At 73.2% G+C, this 22,200-nt stretch carries 18 protein-coding genes; 6 read left to right on the top strand and 12 right to left on the bottom strand.

Annotated elements, in window-relative coordinates:
* Positions 1-94: 94 nt before the first annotated feature.
* Entirely contained in the window at positions 95-1,162 is a 1,068-nt protein-coding gene (locus tag ACZ7LU_RS26385) for an RNA ligase (ATP) (RefSeq protein WP_471918203.1), read from the top strand.
* Here ACZ7LU_RS26385 and soxR read toward each other — a convergent pair.
* Positions 1,116-1,655: a redox-sensitive transcriptional activator SoxR gene (soxR, locus tag ACZ7LU_RS26380; protein WP_398309933.1), complete on the bottom strand. Its 540-nt coding sequence runs from the start codon at positions 1,653-1,655 to the stop codon at positions 1,116-1,118. The two genes, ACZ7LU_RS26385 and soxR, sit on opposite strands and share 47 nt — an antisense overlap.
* 107 nt (positions 1,656-1,762) lie before the next feature.
* Between soxR and ACZ7LU_RS26375 the strand changes: the two genes are divergently transcribed.
* Positions 1,763-2,227: a MaoC family dehydratase gene (locus ACZ7LU_RS26375; RefSeq protein ID WP_398309935.1), complete on the top strand. Its 465-nt coding sequence runs from the start codon at positions 1,763-1,765 to the stop codon at positions 2,225-2,227.
* 53 nt (positions 2,228-2,280) lie between these two features.
* Here the strand turns inward: ACZ7LU_RS26375 and ACZ7LU_RS26370 are convergent, their stop codons facing one another.
* The 3 genes from ACZ7LU_RS26370 to ACZ7LU_RS26360 form a co-directional block, all read right to left on the bottom strand.
* Positions 2,281-2,919 carry a TetR/AcrR family transcriptional regulator gene (locus ACZ7LU_RS26370; RefSeq protein WP_398309938.1) on the bottom strand — a complete coding sequence of 213 codons (639 nt, stop codon included), beginning with the start codon at positions 2,917-2,919 and terminating at the stop codon, positions 2,281-2,283.
* 78 nt (positions 2,920-2,997) lie between these two features.
* Positions 2,998-3,285: a YiaA/YiaB family inner membrane protein gene (locus ACZ7LU_RS26365; protein ID WP_398309941.1), complete on the bottom strand. Its 288-nt coding sequence runs from the start codon at positions 3,283-3,285 to the stop codon at positions 2,998-3,000.
* A gap of 92 nt (positions 3,286-3,377) precedes the next feature.
* The gene (locus ACZ7LU_RS26360; protein WP_398309943.1) at positions 3,378-4,529 is read right to left on the bottom strand and encodes an acyl-CoA dehydrogenase family protein; all 1,152 of its coding nucleotides are present in this window, start codon (positions 4,527-4,529) and stop codon (positions 3,378-3,380) included.
* Between the two features lie 134 nt (positions 4,530-4,663).
* Here ACZ7LU_RS26360 and ACZ7LU_RS26355 point away from each other — a divergent pair, with 134 nt between their 5' ends.
* Positions 4,664-5,314 (top strand): TetR/AcrR family transcriptional regulator, encoded by a 651-nt coding sequence (locus tag ACZ7LU_RS26355; protein ID WP_398309946.1) that lies wholly within the window; start codon positions 4,664-4,666, stop codon positions 5,312-5,314.
* Positions 5,315-5,414: 100 nt separating this feature from the next.
* Positions 5,415-6,125 carry an ArsR/SmtB family transcription factor gene (locus ACZ7LU_RS26350; RefSeq protein ID WP_471918202.1) on the top strand — a complete coding sequence of 237 codons (711 nt, stop codon included), beginning with the start codon at positions 5,415-5,417 and terminating at the stop codon, positions 6,123-6,125.
* Between the two features lie 7 nt (positions 6,126-6,132).
* Here the strand turns inward: ACZ7LU_RS26350 and ACZ7LU_RS26345 are convergent, their stop codons facing one another.
* The gene (locus tag ACZ7LU_RS26345) at positions 6,133-6,708 is read right to left on the bottom strand and encodes a TetR/AcrR family transcriptional regulator (RefSeq protein ID WP_471918201.1); all 576 of its coding nucleotides are present in this window, start codon (positions 6,706-6,708) and stop codon (positions 6,133-6,135) included.
* A 252-nt stretch (positions 6,709-6,960) separates the two neighbouring features.
* On the opposite strand from ACZ7LU_RS26345, the gene ACZ7LU_RS26340 reads away from it, so the two are divergent.
* Positions 6,961-7,902 carry an urea transporter gene (locus ACZ7LU_RS26340; protein WP_471918362.1) on the top strand — a complete coding sequence of 314 codons (942 nt, stop codon included), beginning with the start codon at positions 6,961-6,963 and terminating at the stop codon, positions 7,900-7,902.
* 61 nt (positions 7,903-7,963) lie between these two features.
* Here the strand turns inward: ACZ7LU_RS26340 and ACZ7LU_RS26335 are convergent, their stop codons facing one another.
* Complete coding sequence (locus ACZ7LU_RS26335; RefSeq protein ID WP_398310265.1) at positions 7,964-9,043, bottom strand: Zn-dependent alcohol dehydrogenase; 1,080 nt, start codon at positions 9,041-9,043, stop codon at positions 7,964-7,966.
* A gap of 60 nt (positions 9,044-9,103) precedes the next feature.
* Complete coding sequence (locus ACZ7LU_RS26330; protein ID WP_471150274.1) at positions 9,104-10,492, bottom strand: aldehyde dehydrogenase family protein; 1,389 nt, start codon at positions 10,490-10,492, stop codon at positions 9,104-9,106.
* Positions 10,493-10,964: 472 nt separating this feature from the next.
* On the opposite strand from ACZ7LU_RS26330, the gene ACZ7LU_RS26325 reads away from it, so the two are divergent.
* On the top strand, positions 10,965-12,179 hold the full coding sequence (locus ACZ7LU_RS26325) for a S8 family peptidase (RefSeq protein WP_398309960.1): 1,215 nt from the start codon (positions 10,965-10,967) through the stop codon (positions 12,177-12,179).
* Here the strand turns inward: ACZ7LU_RS26325 and ACZ7LU_RS26320 are convergent.
* The 5 genes from ACZ7LU_RS26320 to ACZ7LU_RS26300 all read right to left on the bottom strand — a co-directional run bounded on the left by ACZ7LU_RS26320 (position 12,163) and on the right by ACZ7LU_RS26300 (position 22,129).
* Entirely contained in the window at positions 12,163-13,485 is a 1,323-nt protein-coding gene (locus tag ACZ7LU_RS26320; RefSeq protein WP_471918200.1) for an MFS transporter, read from the bottom strand. The two genes, ACZ7LU_RS26325 and ACZ7LU_RS26320, sit on opposite strands and share 17 nt — an antisense overlap.
* Positions 13,485-14,939: a CitMHS family transporter gene (locus ACZ7LU_RS26315; protein WP_471918199.1), complete on the bottom strand. Its 1,455-nt coding sequence runs from the start codon at positions 14,937-14,939 to the stop codon at positions 13,485-13,487. Before ACZ7LU_RS26315 ends, ACZ7LU_RS26320 begins: the two co-directional genes overlap by 1 nt.
* 121 nt (positions 14,940-15,060) lie before the next feature.
* The gene (locus ACZ7LU_RS26310) at positions 15,061-20,502 is read right to left on the bottom strand and encodes a caspase family protein (RefSeq protein WP_471918198.1); all 5,442 of its coding nucleotides are present in this window, start codon (positions 20,500-20,502) and stop codon (positions 15,061-15,063) included.
* Positions 20,492-21,349, bottom strand: coding sequence for a hypothetical protein (locus ACZ7LU_RS26305; RefSeq protein ID WP_471918197.1), 858 nt, complete (start codon positions 21,347-21,349; stop codon positions 20,492-20,494). The genes ACZ7LU_RS26310 and ACZ7LU_RS26305 overlap by 11 nt, the downstream gene beginning before the upstream one ends.
* Positions 21,350-21,454: 105 nt before the next feature.
* A complete protein-coding gene (locus tag ACZ7LU_RS26300) occupies positions 21,455-22,129 on the bottom strand; it encodes a TetR/AcrR family transcriptional regulator (protein ID WP_471918196.1) in 675 nt (224 codons plus the stop codon).
* Positions 22,130-22,200: the final 71 nt, after the last annotated feature.

The following is a 22,200-nucleotide window of genomic DNA, read 5'->3' as shown; positions in this document are numbered from 1 at the left end:
TAGCACAGGGAAATTCCGGTGGTCACGTCGATTTGCGGGACGGCAGAGTGATCGTCGATGACGGACACCGCAAGCACTTGAGGAGAACGGCCCCATGTCGACGCTGCGCGTCACCGCCGAAACACTGACGATCCATGAGCATCCGGGCGCCGACGCCCTCGAACTGGCCCAGGTGGGCCTGTACCGCGCGGTCGTCGCCAAGGGCGCCTACCGCACCGGTGACAGCGCGGTCTACATCCCGGAGCAGTCGGTGCTGCCCGCCGCGCTCATCGAGGAGCTGGGGCTCACCGGACGGCTGGCGGGCGGCAACCGCGATCGGGTCAAGGCGGTGCGGCTGCGCGGTGAGCTGTCGCAGGGCATCGTCTGCCGCCCGGCCTCGCTGGCCGGCGTCGACCTGGCGCGGGCGGCGGCCGACGGCACGGACTTCGCGGAGCGGCTCGGCATCACCAAGTGGGTGCCGCCGATCCCGCCGATGATGAACGGTGACGTGGAAGCCGCGCCCGACCTGCTCCCATGGGTCGACATCGAGAACATCCAGCGCCATCCGGACGTCTTCGAGGCCGGCGAGCCGGTCGTCCTGACCGAGAAGCTGCATGGCTCGGCCTGCCTGCTGACGTACGTCGCCGACAGCGGCCGGGTGCACGTCTCCTCGAAGGGGTTCGGCGCCAAGTCCCTGGCCCTGCGGGAGGACCCGCGCAATCTGTACTGGCGGGCGGTCCACGGCCACGGCGTCGCAGCCGCGGCGGCCAGGCTCGCGGAGCGGCTCGGGGCGCGCCGGGTCGGCATCTTCGGCGAGGTGTACGGGGACGGGGTGCAGGACCTGGCGTACGGCGCGGACGGCCGGCGCGACACGCTCGGGTACGCCGTCTTCGACGTCAGCGCGGACATCGACGGGCAGGTGCGCTGGCTGGACGCGGCCGAGCTGCTCGCCGGCGAACTGCCCCTCGTGCCACGGCTGTACGAGGGGCCCTACGACGCCGAGCGCGTCCTGGAGCTCGCGACGGGCCGCGAGACCGTGTCCGGACGGGCACTGCATCTGCGCGAGGGCGTCGTGATCCGGCCGGCCGTGGAGCGGTACAGCCCGGTGACCGGCGGGCGGGCCATCGCGAAGGCGGTCAGTCCGGCGTATCTGACGCGCAAGGGCGGCACGGAGTACGAGTGACCGCGGGCTCCGGCGGGCGCCGCACACTCGTCGGGGCCTTCCGGTCCACCAGCAGCCGGGAGCCGCTGTGCCGCTCGCCGAAGACGTCGTCGGGGTTGGAGAGGACGCAGGTGTCCAGGGAGAGGCAGCCGCAGCCGATGCAGTCCGTGAGGTGGTCGCGCAGCCGGCCCAGCTGCTTGATGCGCTTGTCCAGCTCCGAGCGCCACCCCTCCGAGAGGCGCGCCCAGTCCTCGCGGGTGGGGGTGCGCTCCTCGGGGAGCGAGTCGAGGGCCTCGCGGATCGTGGAGAGCGGGATGCCGACGCGCTGGGAGGCGCGGATGAAGGCGACGCGGCGCAGCGTGTCCCGGTGGTAGCGGCGCTGGTTGCCGGAGGTGCGGCGGCTGGTGATGAGGCCCTTGGACTCGTAGAAGTGCAGGGCGGACACGGCGACGCCGCTGCGGTCGGCCAGCTGGCCGACGGTGAGTTCGTGGACCTTCTCCGGTATCTGGGGCACACCTCAAACCTACTGGCTGGTCCGTTGACACGCGTCGGCCCACACCCCATGCTGAGCAAGCGCTTAGTCTGCGTACGTTTCTTGCATACGTCTAGGAGGCCAGGGACATGGCGGAGCCGAGGATCTTCACGTCGCCCGAGGAGCTGCGCGCCGCGGTCGGCGAGCAGCTCGGGTACAGCGACTGGCTGGAGATCGACCAGAAGCGGATCGATCTCTTCGCGGAGGCGACCGGCGATCACCAGTGGATCCACGTGGACGCGGAGAAGGCGGCGCAGGGGCCTTTCGGCAAGACGATCGCGCACGGCTATCTGACGCTGTCGCTGCTGCCGAGCCTGGTGCCGCAGACCATGCGGGTCGAGGGCATGAAGATGGGCCTCAACTACGGCACGGAGAAGGTCCGCTTCCCCTCCCCCGTGCCGGTCGGCTCGCGGCTGCGCGCGACCGCCGTGCTCACCGACGTCACGCCGACGAAGGACGGCGGCGTGCAGGTGACGGCCAAGGTCACCGTGGAGCGCGAGGGCGGCGACAAGCCCGCCTGCGTGGCGGAGTCGGTGTCGCGCTACTACTTCTGAGGCCGGGCTGCTTCCGGTTCTGAGGCCGGGCTACTTCCGGGTCTGAGGCCGGGCTACTTCCGGGTCTCCGCGGGCCGGGCGCCCACCATCCGCAGCACGAGGTCGGCGTAGAGCGCGCCGACCTCGTCGGGCGTCCGGTGGCCCGCCACGTTGAACCAGCGGGCGACGTCGATGCAGAGCGAGAGCACGGCGAGCGTGGTGCCCGGCACGTCGGGGACGTCGAACTCCCCCGTCCGCACCCCGTCGTTGATGATGTCCCGCACGGCCGCGTCCGACTTGCGGCGCAGCGCGACGATCTCCGTGCGGTGCTCCTCGCCGAGCGCGTCCAGCTCGTACTGCACGACGCGCGCGGTCGTGTGGTGGGCGGCGTGCCAGCCGACGAAGGAACGCACGGCCGCCGCGAGCCGCTCGGCGGGGCCGCCCTCGCCGTCCGCGGCGGTCCGCAGGATGGCCAGGGCCTTGTCGTGGCCGATCCGGCTGATGCGGTGGAGCAGCTCTTCCTTCGTCTTGTAGTGGATGTAGAGCGCGGCGGGGCTCATGCCGGCGCGGCCCGCGATGTCCCGGGTCGTCGTCGCGTGGTAGCCGCGCTCGGCGAAGGCCTCGACGGCGGCGATCAGCAGTCGCCTGGCCGCGTCGGGGCTGACCTCGCCCCACGGCTGCTCCTCGCCGCCGGTCTCCTCCGCCGCACCCATGTCCGCTCCTTCGTGCCTGACCCGTCTGCCGGGAGGGACACCATACCCCCGACGGTGAGCAAGCGCTTAGAGCGACGGTCAGGGCTTGGCGAACGGGTCGTGTTCGGCGAGGAGCCTGTCGACGCGGGCCTGGTCGACCCTGCTGACGATCTGTTCCAGCTCCTGGCGGTCCCTGATCACCTTGGCGAGGGTGAACGCGGAGGTCGTCAGATAGAGCACGGCGATGGCCAGGAAGCCCCGCACCCAGGCGGAGGCGTCGAGGTAGCCGATGCCGACGGTGACCGCGCCCAGGGCGATGGAGAAGGAGGCGATGGCCTGGCCGTAGTAGGCGGTCGTTGTCTGCTGTTTGACGGGTGAGTCGGTCATGACCGAAGCTTCCGGGTCAGCCGGGTCCCGCCGCATCCGCTCGCGTACTCAGACGCGTACTCAGTCGGACACGTACACATGCAGAGACGCGTTCAGAAGGCCGAAACTCCCGTCAGGGCACGGCCGATGACGAGCTTCTGTATCTGGCTGGTGCCTTCGTAGAGGGTCATCACCCGGGCGTCGCGGAGGAGCTTGCCCGCCGGGTACTCGTCGATGTAGCCGTAGCCGCCGAAGACCTGGAGGGCGTTGTTGGCGGCGCGCACGGCGGCCTCGGAGGCGAACAGCTTGGCCTTGGAGGACTCCGTGGCGAAGGGCTGCCCCCGGTCGATGAGGTCGGCGACCCGCCAGGTCAGCAGGCGCGCGGCGTCCACGTCCACCGCGATGTCGCTGATCAGCTCCTGCACCAGCTGGTGGTGGGCGATGGTCCTGCCGAACTGCTCGCGCTCGGTGGAGTACCGCACCGCCGCGTCGAGGGCGGCCTGCGCGATGCCCACACAGCCGGCGGCCACCGACATGCGCCCCTTGGCGAGGGCCGACATGGCGACGGAGAAGCCCTTGCCCTCGGGCGCCATCATGGCCGACGCGGGGACCCGCACGTCCTCAAGGACGAGTTCGGCGGTGGCCTGGCCGCGCAGGCCGAGCTTGCCGTGCAGGGTGCGGCGGGTCAGGCCGGGGGTGTCGGCCGGGACCAGGAAGGCGGAGACTCCCTTGTGTCCCGGGGTGTCGTTGGTGCGGGCGAAGAGGAGCACGACGTCGGCCCAGGTGCCGTTCGTGATGAACATCTTGGTGCCGTTGAGGACGTACGCGTCGCCGTCGCGCACGGCCCTGGTCGTCAGGCTGCCCGCGTCGGAGCCGGTGCCCGGCTCGGTGAGCCCGAAGCACCCGACGTACTCGCCGGAGGTGAGCCCCGGCAGCCACTGCCGCTTCTGCTCCTCGCTGCCCCAGTGCGCGATGGTCTTGGCGACCAGGCCGAGCGAGACGGAGACGATGCCGCGCACGGAGGAGTCGCCGCGGCCGAGCTCCTCGGTCACCAGGCAGTACGCGAGGTGGTCGCCGCCCGAGCCGCCGTACTCCTCGTCGATGGTGAGCCCCAGGAAGCCGACCTCGCCGAGCTTCTTCACGAGGGCCCGGTCGACGCTCTCGGCGCGGTCCCACTCGACGACGTGCGGTGTGATCTCGCGTGCGACGAAGTCCTCGGCCAGTGCCCGGACGGCGGCCTGCTCGTCGCTGAGCTCCAGGTTCATCGGGGGCACCTCTTCACATCGGTACGGCGGGTACGTCTCGTACGGGTCGGGCAGGGGCAGAGCGGGTTACTTCAAGTTAGGTCGCATTTAAATTAGCACTGCTAGTTTGTTGCGGCAGCCCTACTATGTGCCGCATGGCCCGACCGCGCAAGCCCCTCCTCAGCCGAGAACGCATCGTCGACACGGCCCGCGCCCTCGTCGACGCGGAGGGACTCGCGGCCGTCTCCACGCGCCGCCTCGCCGCCGAGCTCGGGGTCAGCGGGCCGTCCCTCTACAACCACTTCCGCACCAAGGACCAGATCCTGGAGGCGGTCGCGGACTCGGTGAGCGCCCAGGTCGACCTGTCGATGTTCGAGGCCGCCGACGGGCGCGACTGGCGCACCGCGCTGCACGACTGGGCGGTCTCCTACCGGGCCGCCCTCACGCGGCACCCGAACATCGTTCCGGTGCTCGCGCGCGGCCCCGGCCGCCGGCCGGCCGGACTGCGGCTCGCGGACGCGGTGTTCGGGGCGATGGTCGACGCGGGCTGGCCCGCCGCGCAGGCCACGTCGATCGGGGCGCTGATGCGGTACTTCATCATGGGTTCCGCGCTCGGCTCGTTCGCCGGGGGCTTCGTGGACGACGAGGCCGCCTACGACCCCGCCGACTACCCGCACCTGGGACAGGCCCACCTGCTCGCCGAGCGTCAGCAGGTCATCGACGAGCGGGCCTTCGAGGCGGGCCTCCAGGCGCTGCTCGACGGGCTCGCGCTGCAGTACGAACAGGTGGCGGCCCAGCGGCTGTGACGCATCGGCGCGCGCCCTGCGGCAGCGGCGCCCGCCCCGCCGCGCGGACGCCTGCGACACTTCGGCACGCGCCGAAGTGTTCCTGCCGCATCCTGAGGGCATGAAGCCGAGATCCACGAAGAGCGCCGGCGCCCCCGCCCTCGCCTCCCTCGCCGCGCTGTTCGCCGACGAGACGCGGGCGGCCTGTCTGCTCGCGCTGCTCGACGGGCGGGCCTGGACGGCGGGCGAGCTGGCCCGGCACACGGGCGTCGCGCCGTCGACGGTCAGCGAGCACCTGGGCAGACTGGTCGCGGGCGGTCTGCTGGCCGAGGCCAGGCAGGGCCGCCACCGCTATGTGCGGCTCGCCGACGCGCGCGTGGCCCAGCTCGTCGAGGACCTCGCCGCCCATGCGGCGCCCGGCGCGCCGGCCGGGCCCCGCACGCTGCGCGAGGCCGGTGCCGCAGGCGCGATGGCGCGCGGCCGCACCTGCTACGACCACCTGGCGGGACGGCTCGGGATCACGATCACCGGGGCGATGACGGAGCGGGGGCTGCTGCGGCAGGACACCGGGTTCGCCCTGACCGACCAAGGGGTGGACTGGTTCGGGGAGATGGGGATCGAGCTCGCGCGCGGCGGGCGGCGCCCGCTGGCCAGGGCCTGCCTGGACTGGACGGAGCGCAGACCCCACCTCGCCGGGGTCGCGGGGGCGGCGTTGTGCCGGCACGCGCTGGCCACGGGCTGGTGCGAGCGGATCGGTTCGGAGCGCGCCGTGCGGGTGACCCCGGCCGGGGCCCGGGCCTTCGCCACGTACCTCGGCATCGACGGCCTCTGAGACCCCGTCACCCCTCGACGATGCGCTCCACCGCGGCCGCGACGAGGGCGTCGCGCTCGGCCTCCGAGAGGACGTCGGGCAGGGTGAGCTGTTCGACGATGAGCCAGTTGAAGGCCATGTACAGGAGCTTGACCGCCGTCGCGTCGCCCGGCAGCCCGGAGTCGGCGTGGTACGAGAGGTTGGCGGCCAGGTCGGCGCGGACGCGCTCGGTGAGAACGGCGCGCAGCTCCGGGCGCCGGGTGGCCTCCAGGCGCAGTTCGAGCAGCGCCAGATAGCCCGTACGGAAGCCGCTGACGCGCCCGACGACCTCGCGCATCAGCGTCACGTAGGTCTCCTTGTCGGGCTTGGCCGTGCGCTGCCGTTCGACCTCCGCCTCGTCAGGCGTGAGGCGTTCGTATACGCGGGCGCCCGCCTGAGTGAGCAGGTCGTCGCGGTTGCTGAAGTAGTTGGAGGCCGTGCCCGTGGGCACCGCGGCCTCCGTGTCCACCGCCCGGAAGGTCAGCCCGCGGGCACCCTCTCTGGCCAGCACTTCGATGGCGGCGTCCACCAGAGCCGCCCGCCGCCCGTCGTTCCTGCGCACCATCGCCACCACTCCATCCGAAGTACTACACCTTGACCACTATGAGGAGAGTACTGGATCGGGCCCCACCCCGGGCGAAGTAGCTGTAATCTGCATCCGTCCTGCCGGACGAAACACGGACGAAACAAAGGACCTGGCACGGGAGTGGCCGTGGGGTACGCGACGGATGCGCTGGGCGCCGGGGGCTCGACCGACGGTGCGGGAGGGGCGACGCGAGGGGCGACGGGACGCGGGGGCGGGCCGCCCCTCGCCCGGCTGGCCGCGGCCCGCCTCTTCGCCGCTCAAGTGCTGCGCGGCCAGGCGCAGGTGACCTTCCTGCCGAGCGTTGCCGCGGGCGCCGTCTTCTGCGTGGCGCTGTTCGCGGCGGGCTGGGAGTACGGGCTCTACGGCCTGGCGGGCACCGCCGTGGGCACGGCCACCGCGCGGCTCCTCGGCGTGGACCGCGACCGCGTCGCGACCGGCCTCGAAGGGTTCAACGCCTGCCTCACCGCGCTCTCTTTCGCGGTCTTCCTCGGCGCGTGGCACGTGTCGACGGCGCTGCTCGCCGTCGCGGGCTGCGTGGTCGTCACCGTCGTGACCGCGGCCGTGGTCCGGTTCCTCGGGGCCTGGGAGCTGCCCTCGCTCACCCTGCCGTTCTGCCTGACCGCCTCCGCCGCCACCGTCGCCGCGCCCGGCTTCCGGCACGTCTGGCACCACGGCGACGCCCCGGCCGCGCTCGCCCGGGCCGCGACGGGCTCCACCACCCTCCAACCGGCCGACGTGGTCCGGGGGTTCTTCGCCGGCTTCGGCCAGATCTTCTTCATGCCGCAGTGGTACGTGGGCGCCCTGCTGCTGCTCGGCCTCCTCGTCGCGGGCCGCCGCACCGCGGCCGTCGCGTGCCTCGGCAGCGCCGTCGGGATGGCCACGGCGTGGGCCCTCGGCGCCCCCGCCGCACAGCTCGCCGACGGCACGGCGGGCTACAACTCCGTCCTCGTGGCCCTCGCCCTGTGCGGCGTGTTCCTGCCGGTGCGGGCGGCGACACTCGCGTACGCGCTCGTGGGCGCCGCCACCGCGACGGCGCTCGGCCCGGCCGTCGCGGCGTTCTTCGCACCGGCCGGCGGGCACGCCTTCACCTGGCCGTTCGTACTGACCACGCTCGTTTTCCTGGCCGCCGCCAAGTCCTTTCCCCGGCTGACGGGTTCGGCCGCCGGGGACTGACGGCAGCCTGACAGTGGCCCGGCAGCGGTCTGACAGTGGCCTGGCAGCGGCCGGGCGCCGATCAGAACACGACGAGCGCCCGCCCGCCCTTGCCCGCGACCATGTTCTCGAAGGCGGCCGGGATGCCGTCGAGGCCGATCCGGTCGGTCACCAGGGCGCCGAGGTCCAGGCTTCCCGCCCTGATGTGCCCGGCCAGGACCGGCAGGTCCACCGCCGGGTCGCAGTTGCCGTACACACAGCCGGACAGGGTCCTGCCCCAGTGGAAGAGCTCCAGGGCGTTGAAGGTGACCTGCTGGTCCTTGCCGCCGATGCCGACCACCGTGGTGCGCCCGCCGCGCCGCGTGGACTCCCAGGCCGAGCGGATCGTCACCGCGCGGCCCACGCACTCGACCGCGACGTCGGCGCCGTTGCCGCCGGTAAGCTTGCGGATGTCGCGGGCCGTGGTCTCCGAGGCCACCACGTAGTCGGTGGCCCCTGCCGAGCGCGCCAGCTCCTCCTTCGCCGGGGAGACGTCGACCGCGATGATCTGCCCGGCGCCCGCGATCCTGGCCGCCTGCAGCGTGGCGAGGCCCACCCCGCCGACGCCGAAGACCACGACGCTCTCGCCCGCGCGGACCCGCGCCGAGTGGTGCACGGCGCCGTACCCGGTCAGGACTGCGCAGCCGAGCAGGGCCGCGTCGGTGAGCGGGACGCCGTCCGGCACCGGCAGGACGCAGTTGGCGGCGACCACCGTCTCCTCGGCGAACGCGGCGACGTTCAGACCGGGGTGCAGGTCCGAGCCGTCCGGCCGCCTGGCGTAGACGTCGGCGGCGCCCGCGAGGGCGTTGCCGCAGAGCCACACCTCGCCGAGCGAGCAGGCGTGACAGCTGCCGCACGACGGCGCCCAGTTCAGGACGACGCCGTCGCCGGGCGCGAGGTGCGTGACCCCCTCGCCGACGGAGACCACGGTGCCCGCGCCCTCGTGGCCGAGGACGGCGGGCACCGGCACCCGCATCGTGCCGTTGGTCAGGGACAGGTCGGAGTGGCAGACCCCGGCCGCGGCGAGGCGCACCCGGACCTGGCCGGGGCCCGGCTCCGGCAGGTCGATCTCGGCGATCTCCAGCGGGGAGCCGACGGCGGGGAGGATGGCGGCGCGGACCACGTTCACGTACTCCTTGGGAAGGTTGGCGGACTCGGGGCGGCCGAGCGGGTCGGAACTGCGTCAGAACTGCAGGGATTTCGTCTGGAGGTACTCCGTCAGGCCGTGCGCGCCCAGCTCGCGGCCGACGCCCGACTGCTTGTAGCCGCCGAAGGGCGCGAGGGGGTTGAAGCTGCCGCCGTTGATGTCGACCTGGCCGGTGTCCATGCGCCGGGCGAACGCGACCGCCGCCGCGTCGTCGGCTGCCCACACCGCGCCCGCGAGCCCGTACACGGTGCCGTTGGCGATGCGCAGGGCGTCGTCCTCGTCCTCGTACCGGATGATCGAGACGACCGGGCCGAAGATCTCCTCCTGGGCGATGGTCATCTCGGGCGTGACGTCCGCGAAAACCGTCGGCTGGACGAAGTAGCCCTTGTCCTTGGGTGCTTCGGGGCCGCCCGCCACGATCCGGGCGCCCTCCTCGACGCCCTTCTCGATGTAGCCGCGCACGCGTGCCTGCTGCTTAGCGTTGACGACGGGGCCGATGCGGTCGCCGTACTTGGCGGCGGCGGCCGCGGCGAGCTCCACCGCCTCGTCGTACCGGTCGGTGTGCACCAGCATGCGGGTCCAGGCGCTGCACGTCTGGCCGGAGTTGGACATGACGTTGGCGACGCCGACGTTGACGGCCTTGGCGAGGTCGGCGCCGGGCAGGATGACGTTGGCGGACTTGCCGCCGAGCTCAAGGGCGACGCGCTTGACGGCCGCGCCCGCGGTGGCGCCGATCTGCTTGCCGACCGCCGTCGAGCCCGTGAACGAGACGAGGTCGACGCCCTCGTGCTCGGCGAGCGCCTGGCCCGCGACCGGGCCGAGGCCGGTGACCAGGTTGAACACCCCGGCGGGTACACCCGCCTCGTGCACCGCCTCGGCGAAGAGCTGGGCGGTGAGCGGGGTGTCCTCGGCGGGCTTGAGCACGACCGTGCAGCCCGCGGCGAGCGCGGGGGCCACCTTGTTGACGATCTGGTGGAGGGGGTAGTTCCAGGGTGTGATCGCGCCGACCACGCCGACCGGCTCCAGGTAGACGGTGGAGTTGCCGACCCGCTCCTCGAAGGGGTGGGTCGCGGCGAGTTCGGCGTACGAGCCGGAGACCAGGATGGGCACCCCGGCGTGCACGGCCTGCGAGAACGGCAGCGGGGCGCCCAGCTCGGCGGTGACGGTCTCGGCGACCTCGTCCTTGCGGGCGACGAGGCGGTCGCGGAGGGCGCCGATCAGGGCGGCGCGCTCGGCGGGCGGGGTGGCGGCCCAGCCGGGCAGGGCGGCCCGGGCGGCGCGGACCGCGGCGTCGACGTCCTCCGCGGTGCCCGCGGGGACCTGGCCGATGGGCTGTTCGTCCGCCGGGTTCAGGACCGTGATGGTGTCGGTGCCCGCGGCCGGCCGCCAGGCGCCGTCGATGTACATCCCGTCGTGGGCCTTCATCGCATTCCTCCAGGTTGTCGTCCGCGCTACAAACTAGCGCTGATAGTTTTCAGACACCAGGGGCCCCGGCCCCGACGCTGCCGCCGGCCTCTGCGACCGCGCCCCGCGGGCCGGTTCCAGCTCCGGTCGAGGCCCGGTCCACCCCGTTTCCAGACCGCCCCGAGGCCTACACCAGGCCGCTGACCAGCGCGCGAAGGGGCGGCGTGGCTCATGCCTGCTCCGCGCACCCCGCCCCGCCCTCAGCTGTTTTCCGGACACACCCCACCCATTCGCCCTGCATTCGATTTCGAATACGTGACGGACGCATGACAAGGCGTCGACTCTCTTGATCTGGACACGTCGAACAGTCAATCTTCTGATCGCGACGGGAGCGGCACGCACCGCTCCCTTCTGTGTGTGCGATCCCGTGCACACCCCCCACAGTCGCGCGCCCGACCCCGGGCACGCCGCCAATGAGGAGGACTCCCTCGTAATGGCCATGCTTCGCAGCAAGAAGACTGTGATCGCCGCGGCGATCTCGACCGCCACCGCCGCCGCCGTCATCGGTACGGTCACCGCCCTGCCCGCCCAGGCCGCCCCCGCCGAGGGCACCGTGCTCGCGGCCGGTTCCGCCGACGCGATCAAGGGCAGCTACATCGTCACGCTGAAGAACGGGTCGGGCCTCAAGGCCGCCACGAGCCAGGGCAAGGACCTCATAGCCGAGTACGGCGGCTCGGTGCAGAAGACCTTCAAGTCCGCGCTCAACGGCTACTCCGCGAAGCTGACCGAGACGGAGGCGAAGAGACTCGCCGCCGATCCCGCCGTCGCCTCCGTCGAGCAGAACCAGAGACTCCAGTCCTCCGCGACGCAGACCGGCGCCCCCTGGGGCCTGGACCGCATCGACCAGACGAAGCTGCCGCTGAACGGGTCGTACACCTACCCGGACACCGCGGGCTCCGGCGTCACCGCGTACGTCATCGACACCGGCGTGCGCATCTCGCACTCCGAGATCAGCGGCCGCGCGGTGAACGGCTACGACGCCGTGGACGGCGACAGCACCGCCCAGGACGGCAACGGCCACGGCACGCACGTCGCCACGACCATCGCCGGCAAGACGTACGGCGTGGCGAAGAAGGCCAAGGTCGTGGCTGTCCGCGTGCTGGACAACAACGGCTCCGGCACCACCGCCGGCGTCATCGCGGGCATCGACTGGGTGACGAGCAACCACGCCGCCGGCGCGCCGGCCGTGGCCAACATGTCGCTCGGCGGCGGCGCGTCCACCTCGCTGGACAACGCCGTGAAGAACTCCATCGCCGACGGCGTCACCTACGCGGTCGCCGCGGGCAACGAGAGCACCAACGCCGCGAACTCCTCCCCCGCGCGCGTCCCGGCGGCCATCACCGTCGGCGCGACCAGCAACACCGACGCGCGGGCGAGCTTCTCCAACTACGGCTCGGTCCTCGACATCTTCGCGCCGGGCGTCTCCATCAAGGCGGGCTGGCACACCGGCGACACGGCGACCAACACCATCTCCGGTACGTCGATGGCCACCCCGCACGTCGCGGGCGCGGCGGCGATCTATCTGGCGGGCCACACCTCGGCCACGCCGGCGCAGGTCGCCTCCGCTCTGGTGAACGGTGCCACGCCGAGCGTGGTGACCAACCCCGGTACGGGTTCGCCGAACCGGCTCCTCAAGATCGTTCAGTGATCCGCGGGTCCTTGGGGTGAGCGCACCCCGGAGGCCGACGTGTCCGCATGCCGCGGGCCGTCGGCCTCCGGCGGTCGTCGGTGGCCGGGCGCGCAGTTCCCCGCGCCCCTGACGGGGCGCACCCGGTCTCGGCCGCGCGAGGCCCGCGTACGCCGAGACCCGCCGCGACCAGCAGCAGTCCGCCCAGCATCACGAACGGCGCGGCCACCCCCGCGACACCGGCGACCAGTCCCGCGGACGCGGGCGCCGCCACCTGACCGAGCCGGTTGCCGGTGAGCCGCAGGGCGAGGGCCGTGGAGCGCGCGTCGTCGGGCGCCGCCTGGACGACCGTCGTCATGGAGAGCGGCTGCCCGACGCCGAGGCAGAAGCCGAGCACGGCCAGCATCAGGGCGAGCCCCCACACCGGCACCGGCAGCGCAAGCCCCGCGCACAGCAGCCCGCCGAGCAGGCACGTGCAGGTCAGCAGCGCGGCCCTGCCGAGCAGCCGGATCATCGGCGTCATCACCAGACGGCACGCGATGGTCGCCGCGGCCCGCAGCGAGAGCAGCACGCCGACCGTGGCGGGCGCGATGCCCCGGTGCTCGCCGACCACGGGCAGGTAGGCCGTGAGGATGTCCGTCGCGGAGAGCACGGCGAGGCTGATGAAGATGCCCGCGGGCACGCCCCGGGTGCGCAGGATGCCGAGCACCGGCACGCGGCCGGCGCGCTCGGGGGCGGCGGACCGGGGACGCTTGTGCTCGATGCGCCACAGCGAGGTGAGGGAGACCGCGCCGACCGCCGCGGAGACGATGAGGGCGAAGGCGCTCGTGCGGCCCGTGTCGGCACCGATCAGGGCGCCCGCGGCGATCGGCCCGATCAGCTGGCCGAGGGAGGCGCCGATGGTGAAGTGGCCGAAGTTGCGGTCCTGTTCGGCGGGCGCGGACTGCCGGGCGACGATCGACTGCGCGCCGATCACGAAGCAGAGGTGGCCGAGCCCCATCACCCCGCTCCAGGCGGCCATCGCCGCGAGCGAGTCCGCCGTACCGCTGAGGGCGCAGCCACCGGAGATGAGCACGACGCCGACGGGCAGCAGCGGCGCGCAACGGCCGTGGTCCGTCCGGCGTCCGAGCGGTACGGCCGCGAAGAGCGGCAGCAGGGCGTAGACGCCCGCGATGACGCCGATGGCCCGCTCGTCGGCGCCCAGCGACAGGGCCCGGTAGGAGACGGCGGGCCGCGCCATCGACACCGCCCCCTGCGCGAAGCAGAAGGCGATGACGAGGCGGAGCAGCCAGCCCCTGCCACCGGGCCCGGACGACGCGGCAGGCATCAGATGATGCCGAAGAGGATGCCGGAGCCGAGCACGACCAGCGAGGTGAGAACGGCCCATTTGACGGTGAACTTGGTGTGGTCGCCGAACTCGACCTTGGCCATGCCGACGAGGACGTAGACGGCGGGCACCAGCGGGCTCGACATGTGCAGGGCCTGTCCCGCGATGGAGGCGCGGGCGATCTCCAGGGTGCCGACGCCGTGCGCCTGGCCCGCCTCGGCGAGGACCGGCAGGACGCCGAAGTAGAAGCCGTCGTTGGACATGAAGTAGGTGAGCGGGATGGAGAGCAGTCCGGTCACCAGGCCCATGTGCGGGCCCATGCCCTCCGGGATGGCGTCGACGAGCCAGTCGGCCATGTGGTCGACCATGCCGGTGCCGGTGAGGACGCCGGTGAAGACGGCGGCGGCGAAGACCATGCCGGTGACGTTGAGGACGTTCTCCGCGTGGGCGGCGATGCGGGCCTTCTGGTCCGGCATGTGCGGGAAGTTGACGGTGAGGGCGAGCGCGGCGCCGAGCAGGAAGAGGACCGGGATCGGCAGCCACTCCATGATCATGGCGGTGAGCAGCAGGACGGTGAGGGCGGCGTTGAACCAGTAGAGCTTGGGGCGCAGGGTGGCGCGGTCGGGGTCCAGCCCCTGGAAGCCGTCGTCGTCGGACTCGGGGTCGGAGTCGGAGTCGGAGTCGGCCTCCGCGTGCGCCTCGGCGTCGGTGCCGGTCCCCGCTCCCCCGGTGGTCTTCTTCGTGAGCGACGTACGCCCGTCGGCACTGCCCCCGCTGCCCACGAGGACGGTCTCGTCGGCCGGCTCCGTCTCCTTCTCCAGGACCTCGTCGAGCGACAGCACGCCGAGCCGCTTGCGCTCGCGCAGACCGAGGGCGTACGAGAGGAGGAACACGGCGACCAGGCCCATGGCGAGCGCCGGGATCATGGGGACGAAGATGTCGGCGGCGTCGACCTTCAGCGCGGTCGCGGCACGGGCCGTCGGGCCGCCCCAGGGCAGTGTGTTCATGACGCCGTTGGCGGTGGCGGCGACGCCCGTCATCACGACGAGGCTCATCTTGAGGCGCTTGTACAGCGGGTACATCGCCGAGACCGTGATCATGAAGGTGGTCGAGCCGTCGCCGTCGAGGGAGACGATCGCGGCGAGCACGGCGGTGCCCACCACGATGCGCATCGGGTCCGCCTTGCAGAAGCGCAGGATGCCCCGGACGATCGGGTCGAAGAGGCCGACGTCGATCATGACGCCGAAGTACACGATGGCGAACATGAGCATGGCCGCCGTGGGCGCCAGATTGCCGACGCCGTCGAGGACGTAGTCCCCGAGATGGGCTCCCTTTCCTACGAAAACGCAGAAGAGCGCGGGGATCAGCACCAGCGCCGCGATCGGCGACATCTTCTTCATCATGATCAGCACCAGGAAGGTGGCGATCATGACGAATCCGAGGATTGTCAGCATGGGGGCTACCTAACGTTCACCATCGAACTCCCACCAGGTCTGGCGGTCCGGACGACGTTAGGACCCGCCATCCAGCGTTAACAAGATGTTGACGCGCGAGCAATAAGCGCAAAACTCCTGGTCACAGCCGTGTGTCGGGCACATCGAGGAGAATCGCGCCGTTGCGGGTCGCGACGGCGAGCTCGCCGCCCGGGCCCGCGGCGAGGCCCGTGCAGACGGAGGGGAGTTCGAGGCCCGTCCGCAGGGCACCGTCTCTGGCCCCGACGACCACGAGGTGCCGCCAGGCCGCGACGGCGTACGCCGCCCCGCCGGGCAGCACGGCGGCGTACCGCACCCCGAGGAGCGCGGCCGGATGCTCGTGGGTGGCCCGCACGTCCAGCCGCGGCCCCGGTCCCGGCCCCTCGGCGAGTCCCGCGAGGACCGGGGCGGCGGGCAGCACCGAGGTGCCGGTCCTGCCGACGAGGATCAGCTCGCCGGGGCCGTCCGGGGCCGCGCCCAGCGCCAGCACCGCATGCTGGCCGGGTACCAGCGCCCGGTGCCCGGTCTCGGCGTCCACGAGGCTGAGGCCCTTGGGCAGCGGAACCCCGATGAGCCACCGGTCACCGCAGCGCACCGCGGCCGCGTCGCCGGTCAGCGGGTACGGGGACCGCCCCACGGACGGCCAGTCGTGGCTCACGGCGCGGCCCGCGCCGATGGAGTGCACCCGCACAGGGATCCGGCCGAAGTCGCTCCGGAAGTCGAGCGCCAGCGCCACGTCACTGTCGCGCGGGCCCCGCCCCGCCAGCCGCACGAGGCCCGACAGCGCGCCCCCGTCGGACAGGACGACCTCGCGCAGCACCGTCCTCCCCGGCCGCTCGCCTTCCGGGCCCCCGAGGTCCCATCGCTCAAGGACCCCCAGCTCGCTCCGCGTGAACAGCACGGGCCGCGGCGTGCCGCCGGGCCCTGCCCCGCTCGCCGCCATCAGTTCCACGACCGCGCTCTCGCAGGCGGGCCGCAGCTGGTGCCGCAGCGCACCACTCGTACCGTCGCGCACCTGGACCGTGCCGTCGGAGCCGCCGACCGCGACGGCGGTGCGCCCGCCCGCGGTGAACGCCGAGACGGCCGTCGCACTCGGCACGGCGTCCAGCGCCTCGGTCAGCTCCCAGCCGCCGGCGCGCTCGTCGAGCCGCCACAGAGTGCCCCGCTCGTCGCCGCCGAGCAGGCCTCCGCCGTCCGCCCGCACCAACGACCGAAGGGGCAGCGGGAGTCGGCGCTCCCATGTCTCGCTCCGGACGGCGACGAGGCGGCGGTCACCGCCCGCGCTGAAGACCCGCGTGCCCCGCGCGCCCTGTGCGAAGGCGAGGGCGTGCACGGGCGCCTCGTGCAGGAGGAGCGGCTCGCCGAGCGGGCGGCAGGCGGGCAGGGCCCACTCCCGTACGGTGCCGTCGTCGGCGCCCGCGAACAGCCGCCCCGACCCGGCGGGGTCGAGGGCCAACGCCGTGGTCCACGCGGGGTGTTCGGGTTCGGGTCCGAGTCCGTACCACCGGCCGTGCGTGACGTCCCAGCAGGCGACGCGCCCGCTGTCGGTGGCGGCCACGACCACGTCACGGCCGCTCACCGTGCCCGTCGTCACGGCGGTCACGATGCCCGGGACGGTGAACTCCCCTTCTGCCAGGGGCACTCCGCCGATCAGCGTCAGGACGGCCACCCGGCCGCCGATCTCCCCGGTCACCACCAGAGCGTGTCCTTCGCGGGTGCGGCCGACCGTCGCGCAGACCACCAGCGAGTCCGTCCACGGTTCCGTGTGGGGCAGCCGTCGCCGCCACAGCTCCCGCTGCTCGACCACGTCCCAGCAGCGGATCAGATGGTCCCGGCCGACGCTCACCAGGGCGCTCCGCGTGCCCCGGACGCGCACCGCGCCCACGGCGAGCACGGGCGCCTCGTGGGCGTTGATCCGGGTGGAATCGGCGGCGTGCACACCGGGCCAGAGCCGGATCACGCCGTCGTCGCCGCCGATGGCCGTCGTCCCGTCCACCGCGCACACCGCCGAGGCCTCGTGCAGCCCCTCCTGCCCGCCGACGCGGTCGCCGGTGACCAGGTCGTACAGCTGTAGGCCGCGCCCGGCCCCCTGCACGCCCACGCACTCCGTCGAGCCGAGCCGGAACGTCGAGAGGCGCACCCTTCCGCCGCTGCCGATCCGCAGCGGCAGCCCCAGCGGGCGCCCGCTGTCCAGGTCGACGCGGTGCAGCAGCCCGTCCGACGTGGCGACGGCCACGACCCACTGGCGGCCCACCCGGCGCACGGCGAGCGCGCGGGGCGGCGGCGTGTGTTCGAGCAGCGTGCGCACGGGTGCCTCTTCGGTGAGCGAGGTCAGGCGGACCGTGCCGTCGAGGCCCATTGTGACGACGAGGTCGCCCTGGGCGTGCCCGGGCACGTACGTGAGGTCGAGGATGTCGCCCTGGTGTCCGGTGGCCGTGGAGGAGCTCGACTCGACGAAATCGGTGACCGCCACGGTGGCGTCGGAGTAGGCCGCGAGCAGCTTGTGGTGGTGCTCCGCGGGCAGCGCGGCCAGCGCGGTGATCCTCCCCATGCCGTCCCACCGCGGTTCGTCCGGCCTGATGTAAGCCGCCCACCTGGTGTCGAGCTGCAGCTCGAGACGTTCCTGGCGCCGTCTCTCGAAGTCGAGCAGGGCACGCCGACGGCGCCTGGACATCTTGGGCTCTGCGCTCCTCGTGCCCAGCGCGTACGTGAGACAGGCGCCGTTGTCGAAGTGGAGCACCGCGTGGGTCGGCGGGCCGTGGCCCGCGGCTGCGCGCCACACGTGCACCCGCTGGACCCGGCGCCGCCCCAGCCGCTGGTGCTCCGCGTCGGCCTCGGGGTGAAGATGGAGCCGCCAGCAGCGGTACGTTCCCTCCGACACGTCGAAGACGTGCAGCAGCCGCCACTCACTGGAGCGCATCTCGCCCTGGACCCACACCGTGTGCCGGTAGCGCGACAACGCCACCGCGCAGCCCGGCAGTTGCGGCGTCGCCGACCAGGAGTCGCCCTGCAGGAACTCGCCGGTGGCGGGCTGCTCCACGCGGTCGCCGGTGTCCAGGTCCCAGACCGCGGCGTCGGTACGGTGGGGCCGCTTCTCCAGGAAACAGGCCCCCCTGTCCAACGGCACCACGATGCCGCTGGCCGGCAGGGCCTCCATGCCCTCGTAGAGGCGCGCCCCACCATGCGGATTCCACGCCGCCCACCGCGCCCGCCACGGCAGATCCCCCCGGTCGCACGACGCGGCGAGCCCCGTCGCCTTCCGGCAGACGGCGGCGAGCCGCAGCCGCGCCCGGCTCCCGGGGTCGGCGGCGCGCGCCCGGCTCCCGCGCAGCAGCTCCTCCACGTCCCGCACGGCACGTCCGGCCCGCCGTCCCTTCGCGGTACGCAGCCGGGGCAGCGCGGCGAGCAGCTGGTCCGGGTCGGCGGTGAGCACGAAGTCCGCGTCCTCCACCAGTGGGTCGAGGACGCCGCCCTCGGCCGCGTGCAGGGCGAGGTAGCGCCGTACGTAGGGGTGGTCGAGGCCCTTCAGCACGTCCGCGACCACGGCCTGCACCCGCGCGGCGTCCTGGCCCTCGCGCAGGTACTCGACGAGGGCCCGGTGGTAGATGCGGTACACGGAGACGCCGTCCTCGACGGACTCGACGTCCTCGACGAGGTACGACCCCGCGGCCTTCCGCAGCCAGACGATGTCCTCGTCGCCGTAAGGGTGGCCGCCGATGGCCGCCGCGAGGCGCGGCCACACCCCGGCCCAGGGCAGGCCCACGCCCTGCGCGAAGGCGAGCGGGCGCAGCAGGTCGCGGGCGCGGCCGGCGAGCGGGCCGAGGCGCTGCTCCAGGTCGCGCTCCATGGCCTGGCCGGGCAGGCGCGGCAGTTCGTCGCGCCAGCGCCGGTCGTCCGGGTCGGGCACCCGGGTCTCGCGGGCCGTGGTGCGCGCGGTGATCCGGGCCACCAGGAAGGAGCGTCCGGCCGCCTCCGCGATGGCCCGGGCGACGGCGTCGACCCGGTCGGGCGGCGCCGTGCACAGCACCGACCCGGGGGTGGTGAGCAGGGTGCGGGTGTAGGCGCGCACGGCGTCGGGGTCGCCGTGGCGTTCGTCGTCGAGGTCGATGCGGCTCGCGGTGCGGGGCAGCAGGCGGGCGATGTGGGGGCGGGCGCCGACGAGGAGGCGCACGGGCAGCCGGCGGCGCGGGTCGGTGAGCGGGGCGATGAGTTCCTCGACGGTCTCGTGCGGGTCGAGTGCCTCGTCGAGGGAGTCCATGAGGACGACGAGGGGTGCGGGCCTCGCCTGGAGGTGGGCGGCGAGCACGCCGAGGGACGCGGCGGCGCAGCCGGATGCGGCGGCGAGCGCGTCGAGGAGCTGCCGCTTCGTCTTGTGGCTGGCGTTGACGGCGACGTCCACGGCGCCGGGCCCGGGCAGCCTGGCGGGCAGTCCTGCGCGGGGCACGGCGGCGCCGTGGGCCGCGTCGGTGAGCACGGTGACCATGCCGAGCAGGGAGGACTTGCCGGAGCCGGGGTCTCCGGTGACCACGCAGAGCCGGTCGGCGGCACGGTGGGGTGCGAGCCAGTCGGTGATGTCGGTCAGCGCGGTGTGCCGGCCGGTGAAGTCCCAGACCTCCTCGGTGGGCACGTCGGTGCCGCGCGCCCTGGGCAGGAAGAATCCGGTCAGTTCGGCTTTCCTGGCCCGGCGTTCGCGGCCGGCGAGGTCGACGATCCGGTCGATCTCCTCCAGCTTCAGGCCACAGGCGCCGGGGACGTGCCGGGGGTTGGGCAGGAAGTCGGGGATGTCGGCGTCGGCGTGCGTGACGGACCAGATGGCCCGCTGCGTCGCCGGCAGCCGGGGGTCGGCCTTGATGGCGCGCATGACCTGACCGATGCCGATGTGGGCGGGTGCGTGGCCCGCTGTGGCCTGGCTGCGCACGGCCCGGTCGAAGGCCGCGGAGAGGGCTCCGGCCAGCGCTTCCTCCTTGCGCCGGGTCGCGGCGACGATCACCAGGCCGGTGGCGCCCGCGCCGGTGGGCCCGGGGTCGGAGCGGCGCGCTTCGAGGGCGGCGCGCAGTGCGCTGTCGGCGCCTTCCTCGGCGTAGCAGGCATCGATGAGGACGAGGAGCCGGGCCACGGGAGTGTCCTCCCACAGGAGGGTCACGAGGTCTTCGGTGGGCAGGGCGGTGCCGGGCAGGTCGCGCGCGTCGCTGTCGGCGAGCAGCAGGTAGTGCCGGCCGCTGCCCTCGGCGGTGACGCCGTGGCAGGTGAGGTAGAGGACCACGTAGTCGTCGGGGGTTCGCTCGGGGTCGGTGGCGAACTTCCGCAGGGTCTTGGTCAGTTGTTCGCGGGTCGGGTCGAGGCCCAGGTCGGCGCCCCTGCGGTAGTCGAGTTCGCCGAGGAAGAGGCGGTCGATGCGGGCCACGTCGTCGGCGAGTTCGGGGCGTGCCGCCTCGGGGTGCGCGTGGACCTCCGTGACCGCCGTCGACAGCAGGAAGCGGCGGGCGGGAGCGGGCCGGTCGGCGGGCGCGTCCGCGGGTGCCGTGCCGGACCCGTCACCCCGCACCGCGCCCCTCGCTCACCGCTCTGCCCGCCTCCGCCGTGCACAGGTACCGGGTCACGTCGTGGGCCTTCGCGCCGTTGTGCACGAGATGGCCGCGCACGCGCTCGCCGAAGAGCGGGCGCAGGTCCTTGACGAGGGCGACGACGTCTCCTTCGTCCGCGATGTTGGTCCAGTGCTCGACGCGGCCCGGCCAGTCCCCCGGCCTGCCGTCGGCGCCGGCCCTGAGCCGGTCGAAGACGAGGTGGCGGATGCCCAGCGGGGAGCCGAGCGTCAGCAGCGCGCGGGCGGGCCAGTCGGGGTGGGCGCACAGGGCTTCGTAGGCGACGACGCTGCCCAGGGAGTGGCCGATGACGACGCGTGTGTCGGGGGTGACGGCGGCGGCGACGCGGCGCTGGACCTCGGCGTGGACGGCCGCGTCGGTGAGGTAGGCGCGCACCTGTTTGAGGTCGAGGATCAGGGAGCGCAGGGCCACGTCGGCGAAGAAGCGGGAGCGGCTGAGCGCACGGAGGGCGCGCTGCACGGCGCCTGGGGTGCTCGTGAGGCTGCGAGCAGTGGGCGGCATGACGGCGGGGTCGGTGCGGGCGGCCTCCGCCCACCACTGCAGAAGCAGTTCGCTCTCCAGCCCTTCGGCCACGTCGGAGGCGTCGAGCGGTGCGTCGAGCAGGCCGAGCGTCTGGCCCGCGGGCCGGAACAGGTCCCCGTAGAAGACGCAGGTCATGTCCGAGGGGTCCAGGGGTGGCGCGGCGGCGCGGGTCAGGCCGTCGGCGAGCGCGGGATGCCATGTCGCGAGCAACTGGCGCTCACCCAGGTGCTGTTGGCCGATCCCGTGGACGCACACCACACGTGCCATGTTCCCCCTCGTGGCCGCAGGCGGGTTCGATCACCTTAGCAACGGAGCGTTCCGCGGGGGCCGTTCACGCGGCAAACCGGCGCGGCCCGGGCCGCCGGGCGGCGTTCAGTCCAGCGACCGCGCGAAGTACGCGTGCAGCAGGATCCGCGCCTCGTCGACGAGCGCGGGGTCGCCCGCCGGGTCGGCGCGGAACGCCAGCTGGAGGACGGCGTCGACGGCCTCGACGCCGACCAGCATCGTGCGGCGCAGCCCGGCGTCGAGCGGGCGGTCCAGATGACCCGCGAGCAGGGCCGCCACCCGCTCGGCAACCTGCGAGTTGGCGTCCGGCATCGCGTCGGGGGCCGAGGGGATGCCGAAGTCGACGAGGCCGAAGCCGGGGACGGTGCGCATCATCGCCAGGTACTCGTCGAAGGCGGCGTCGACGGCGCCGCGCCAGTCGCCGCGCTCGACACCGGTCACGCGTGCGGCCACGCGCTCCGCGTACGCGTCGAGGTTGCGGTGGGCGAGGGCGTCGGCGAGGGCCCGTTTGTTGCCGAAGAAGCGGTAGACCGAGCCGATCGGGACGCCCGCGCGCTGGGCCACGGCGCGGGTGGTGAGGCCTTCGTAGCCGGTCTCGTCGAGGACGGCGGCGCAGGCGTCGAGGATCCGGGTCAGGCGCTCGGCGCTGCGCTCCTGCACGGGGACGCGGCGCAGGGAGGCCGGGGTCCTGGGGTCCTTGGGCGGGTTCGGACGGCCCTCGGACGAGTGCGGGCGGTCCTCGGACGGGTTCGGGTGGCGCATCCCGGGAGAGTAGAGCACCGCTCACATTCCCGGCTTCCTCTTGCGGAAGGAAAACGTGAATCCTACGGTGT

It is taken from the genome of Streptomyces sp. NPDC039462, assembly GCF_055639375.1.
The sequence above is the reverse complement of the archived record's forward strand: the minus strand, read 5'-3'. Positions and strand labels throughout refer to the sequence as shown.

Excerpts from the sequence above, each read along its gene's own strand:
- ACZ7LU_RS26385 (WP_471918203.1), top strand. The coding sequence starts at position 95 with ATGTCGACGCTGCGCGTCACCGCCGAAACACTGACGATCCATGAGCAT.
- ACZ7LU_RS26375 (WP_398309935.1), top strand. The coding sequence starts at position 1,763 with ATGGCGGAGCCGAGGATCTTCACGTCGCCCGAGGAGCTGCGCGCCGCG.
- ACZ7LU_RS26370 (WP_398309938.1), bottom strand. The coding sequence starts at position 2,919 with ATGGGTGCGGCGGAGGAGACCGGCGGCGAGGAGCAGCCGTGGGGCGAG.
- ACZ7LU_RS26365 (WP_398309941.1), bottom strand. The coding sequence starts at position 3,285 with ATGACCGACTCACCCGTCAAACAGCAGACAACGACCGCCTACTACGGC.
- ACZ7LU_RS26360 (WP_398309943.1), bottom strand. The coding sequence starts at position 4,529 with ATGAACCTGGAGCTCAGCGACGAGCAGGCCGCCGTCCGGGCACTGGCC.
- ACZ7LU_RS26355 (WP_398309946.1), top strand. The coding sequence starts at position 4,664 with ATGGCCCGACCGCGCAAGCCCCTCCTCAGCCGAGAACGCATCGTCGAC.
- ACZ7LU_RS26350 (WP_471918202.1), top strand. The coding sequence starts at position 5,415 with ATGAAGCCGAGATCCACGAAGAGCGCCGGCGCCCCCGCCCTCGCCTCC.
- ACZ7LU_RS26345 (WP_471918201.1), bottom strand. The coding sequence starts at position 6,708 with ATGGTGCGCAGGAACGACGGGCGGCGGGCGGCTCTGGTGGACGCCGCC.
- ACZ7LU_RS26330 (WP_471150274.1), bottom strand. The coding sequence starts at position 10,492 with ATGAAGGCCCACGACGGGATGTACATCGACGGCGCCTGGCGGCCGGCC.
- ACZ7LU_RS26325 (WP_398309960.1), top strand. The coding sequence starts at position 10,965 with ATGGCCATGCTTCGCAGCAAGAAGACTGTGATCGCCGCGGCGATCTCG.
- ACZ7LU_RS26320 (WP_471918200.1), bottom strand. The coding sequence starts at position 13,485 with ATGCCTGCCGCGTCGTCCGGGCCCGGTGGCAGGGGCTGGCTGCTCCGC.
- ACZ7LU_RS26315 (WP_471918199.1), bottom strand. The coding sequence starts at position 14,939 with ATGCTGACAATCCTCGGATTCGTCATGATCGCCACCTTCCTGGTGCTG.
- ACZ7LU_RS26305 (WP_471918197.1), bottom strand. The coding sequence starts at position 21,349 with ATGGCACGTGTGGTGTGCGTCCACGGGATCGGCCAACAGCACCTGGGT.
- ACZ7LU_RS26300 (WP_471918196.1), bottom strand. The coding sequence starts at position 22,129 with ATGCGCCACCCGAACCCGTCCGAGGACCGCCCGCACTCGTCCGAGGGC.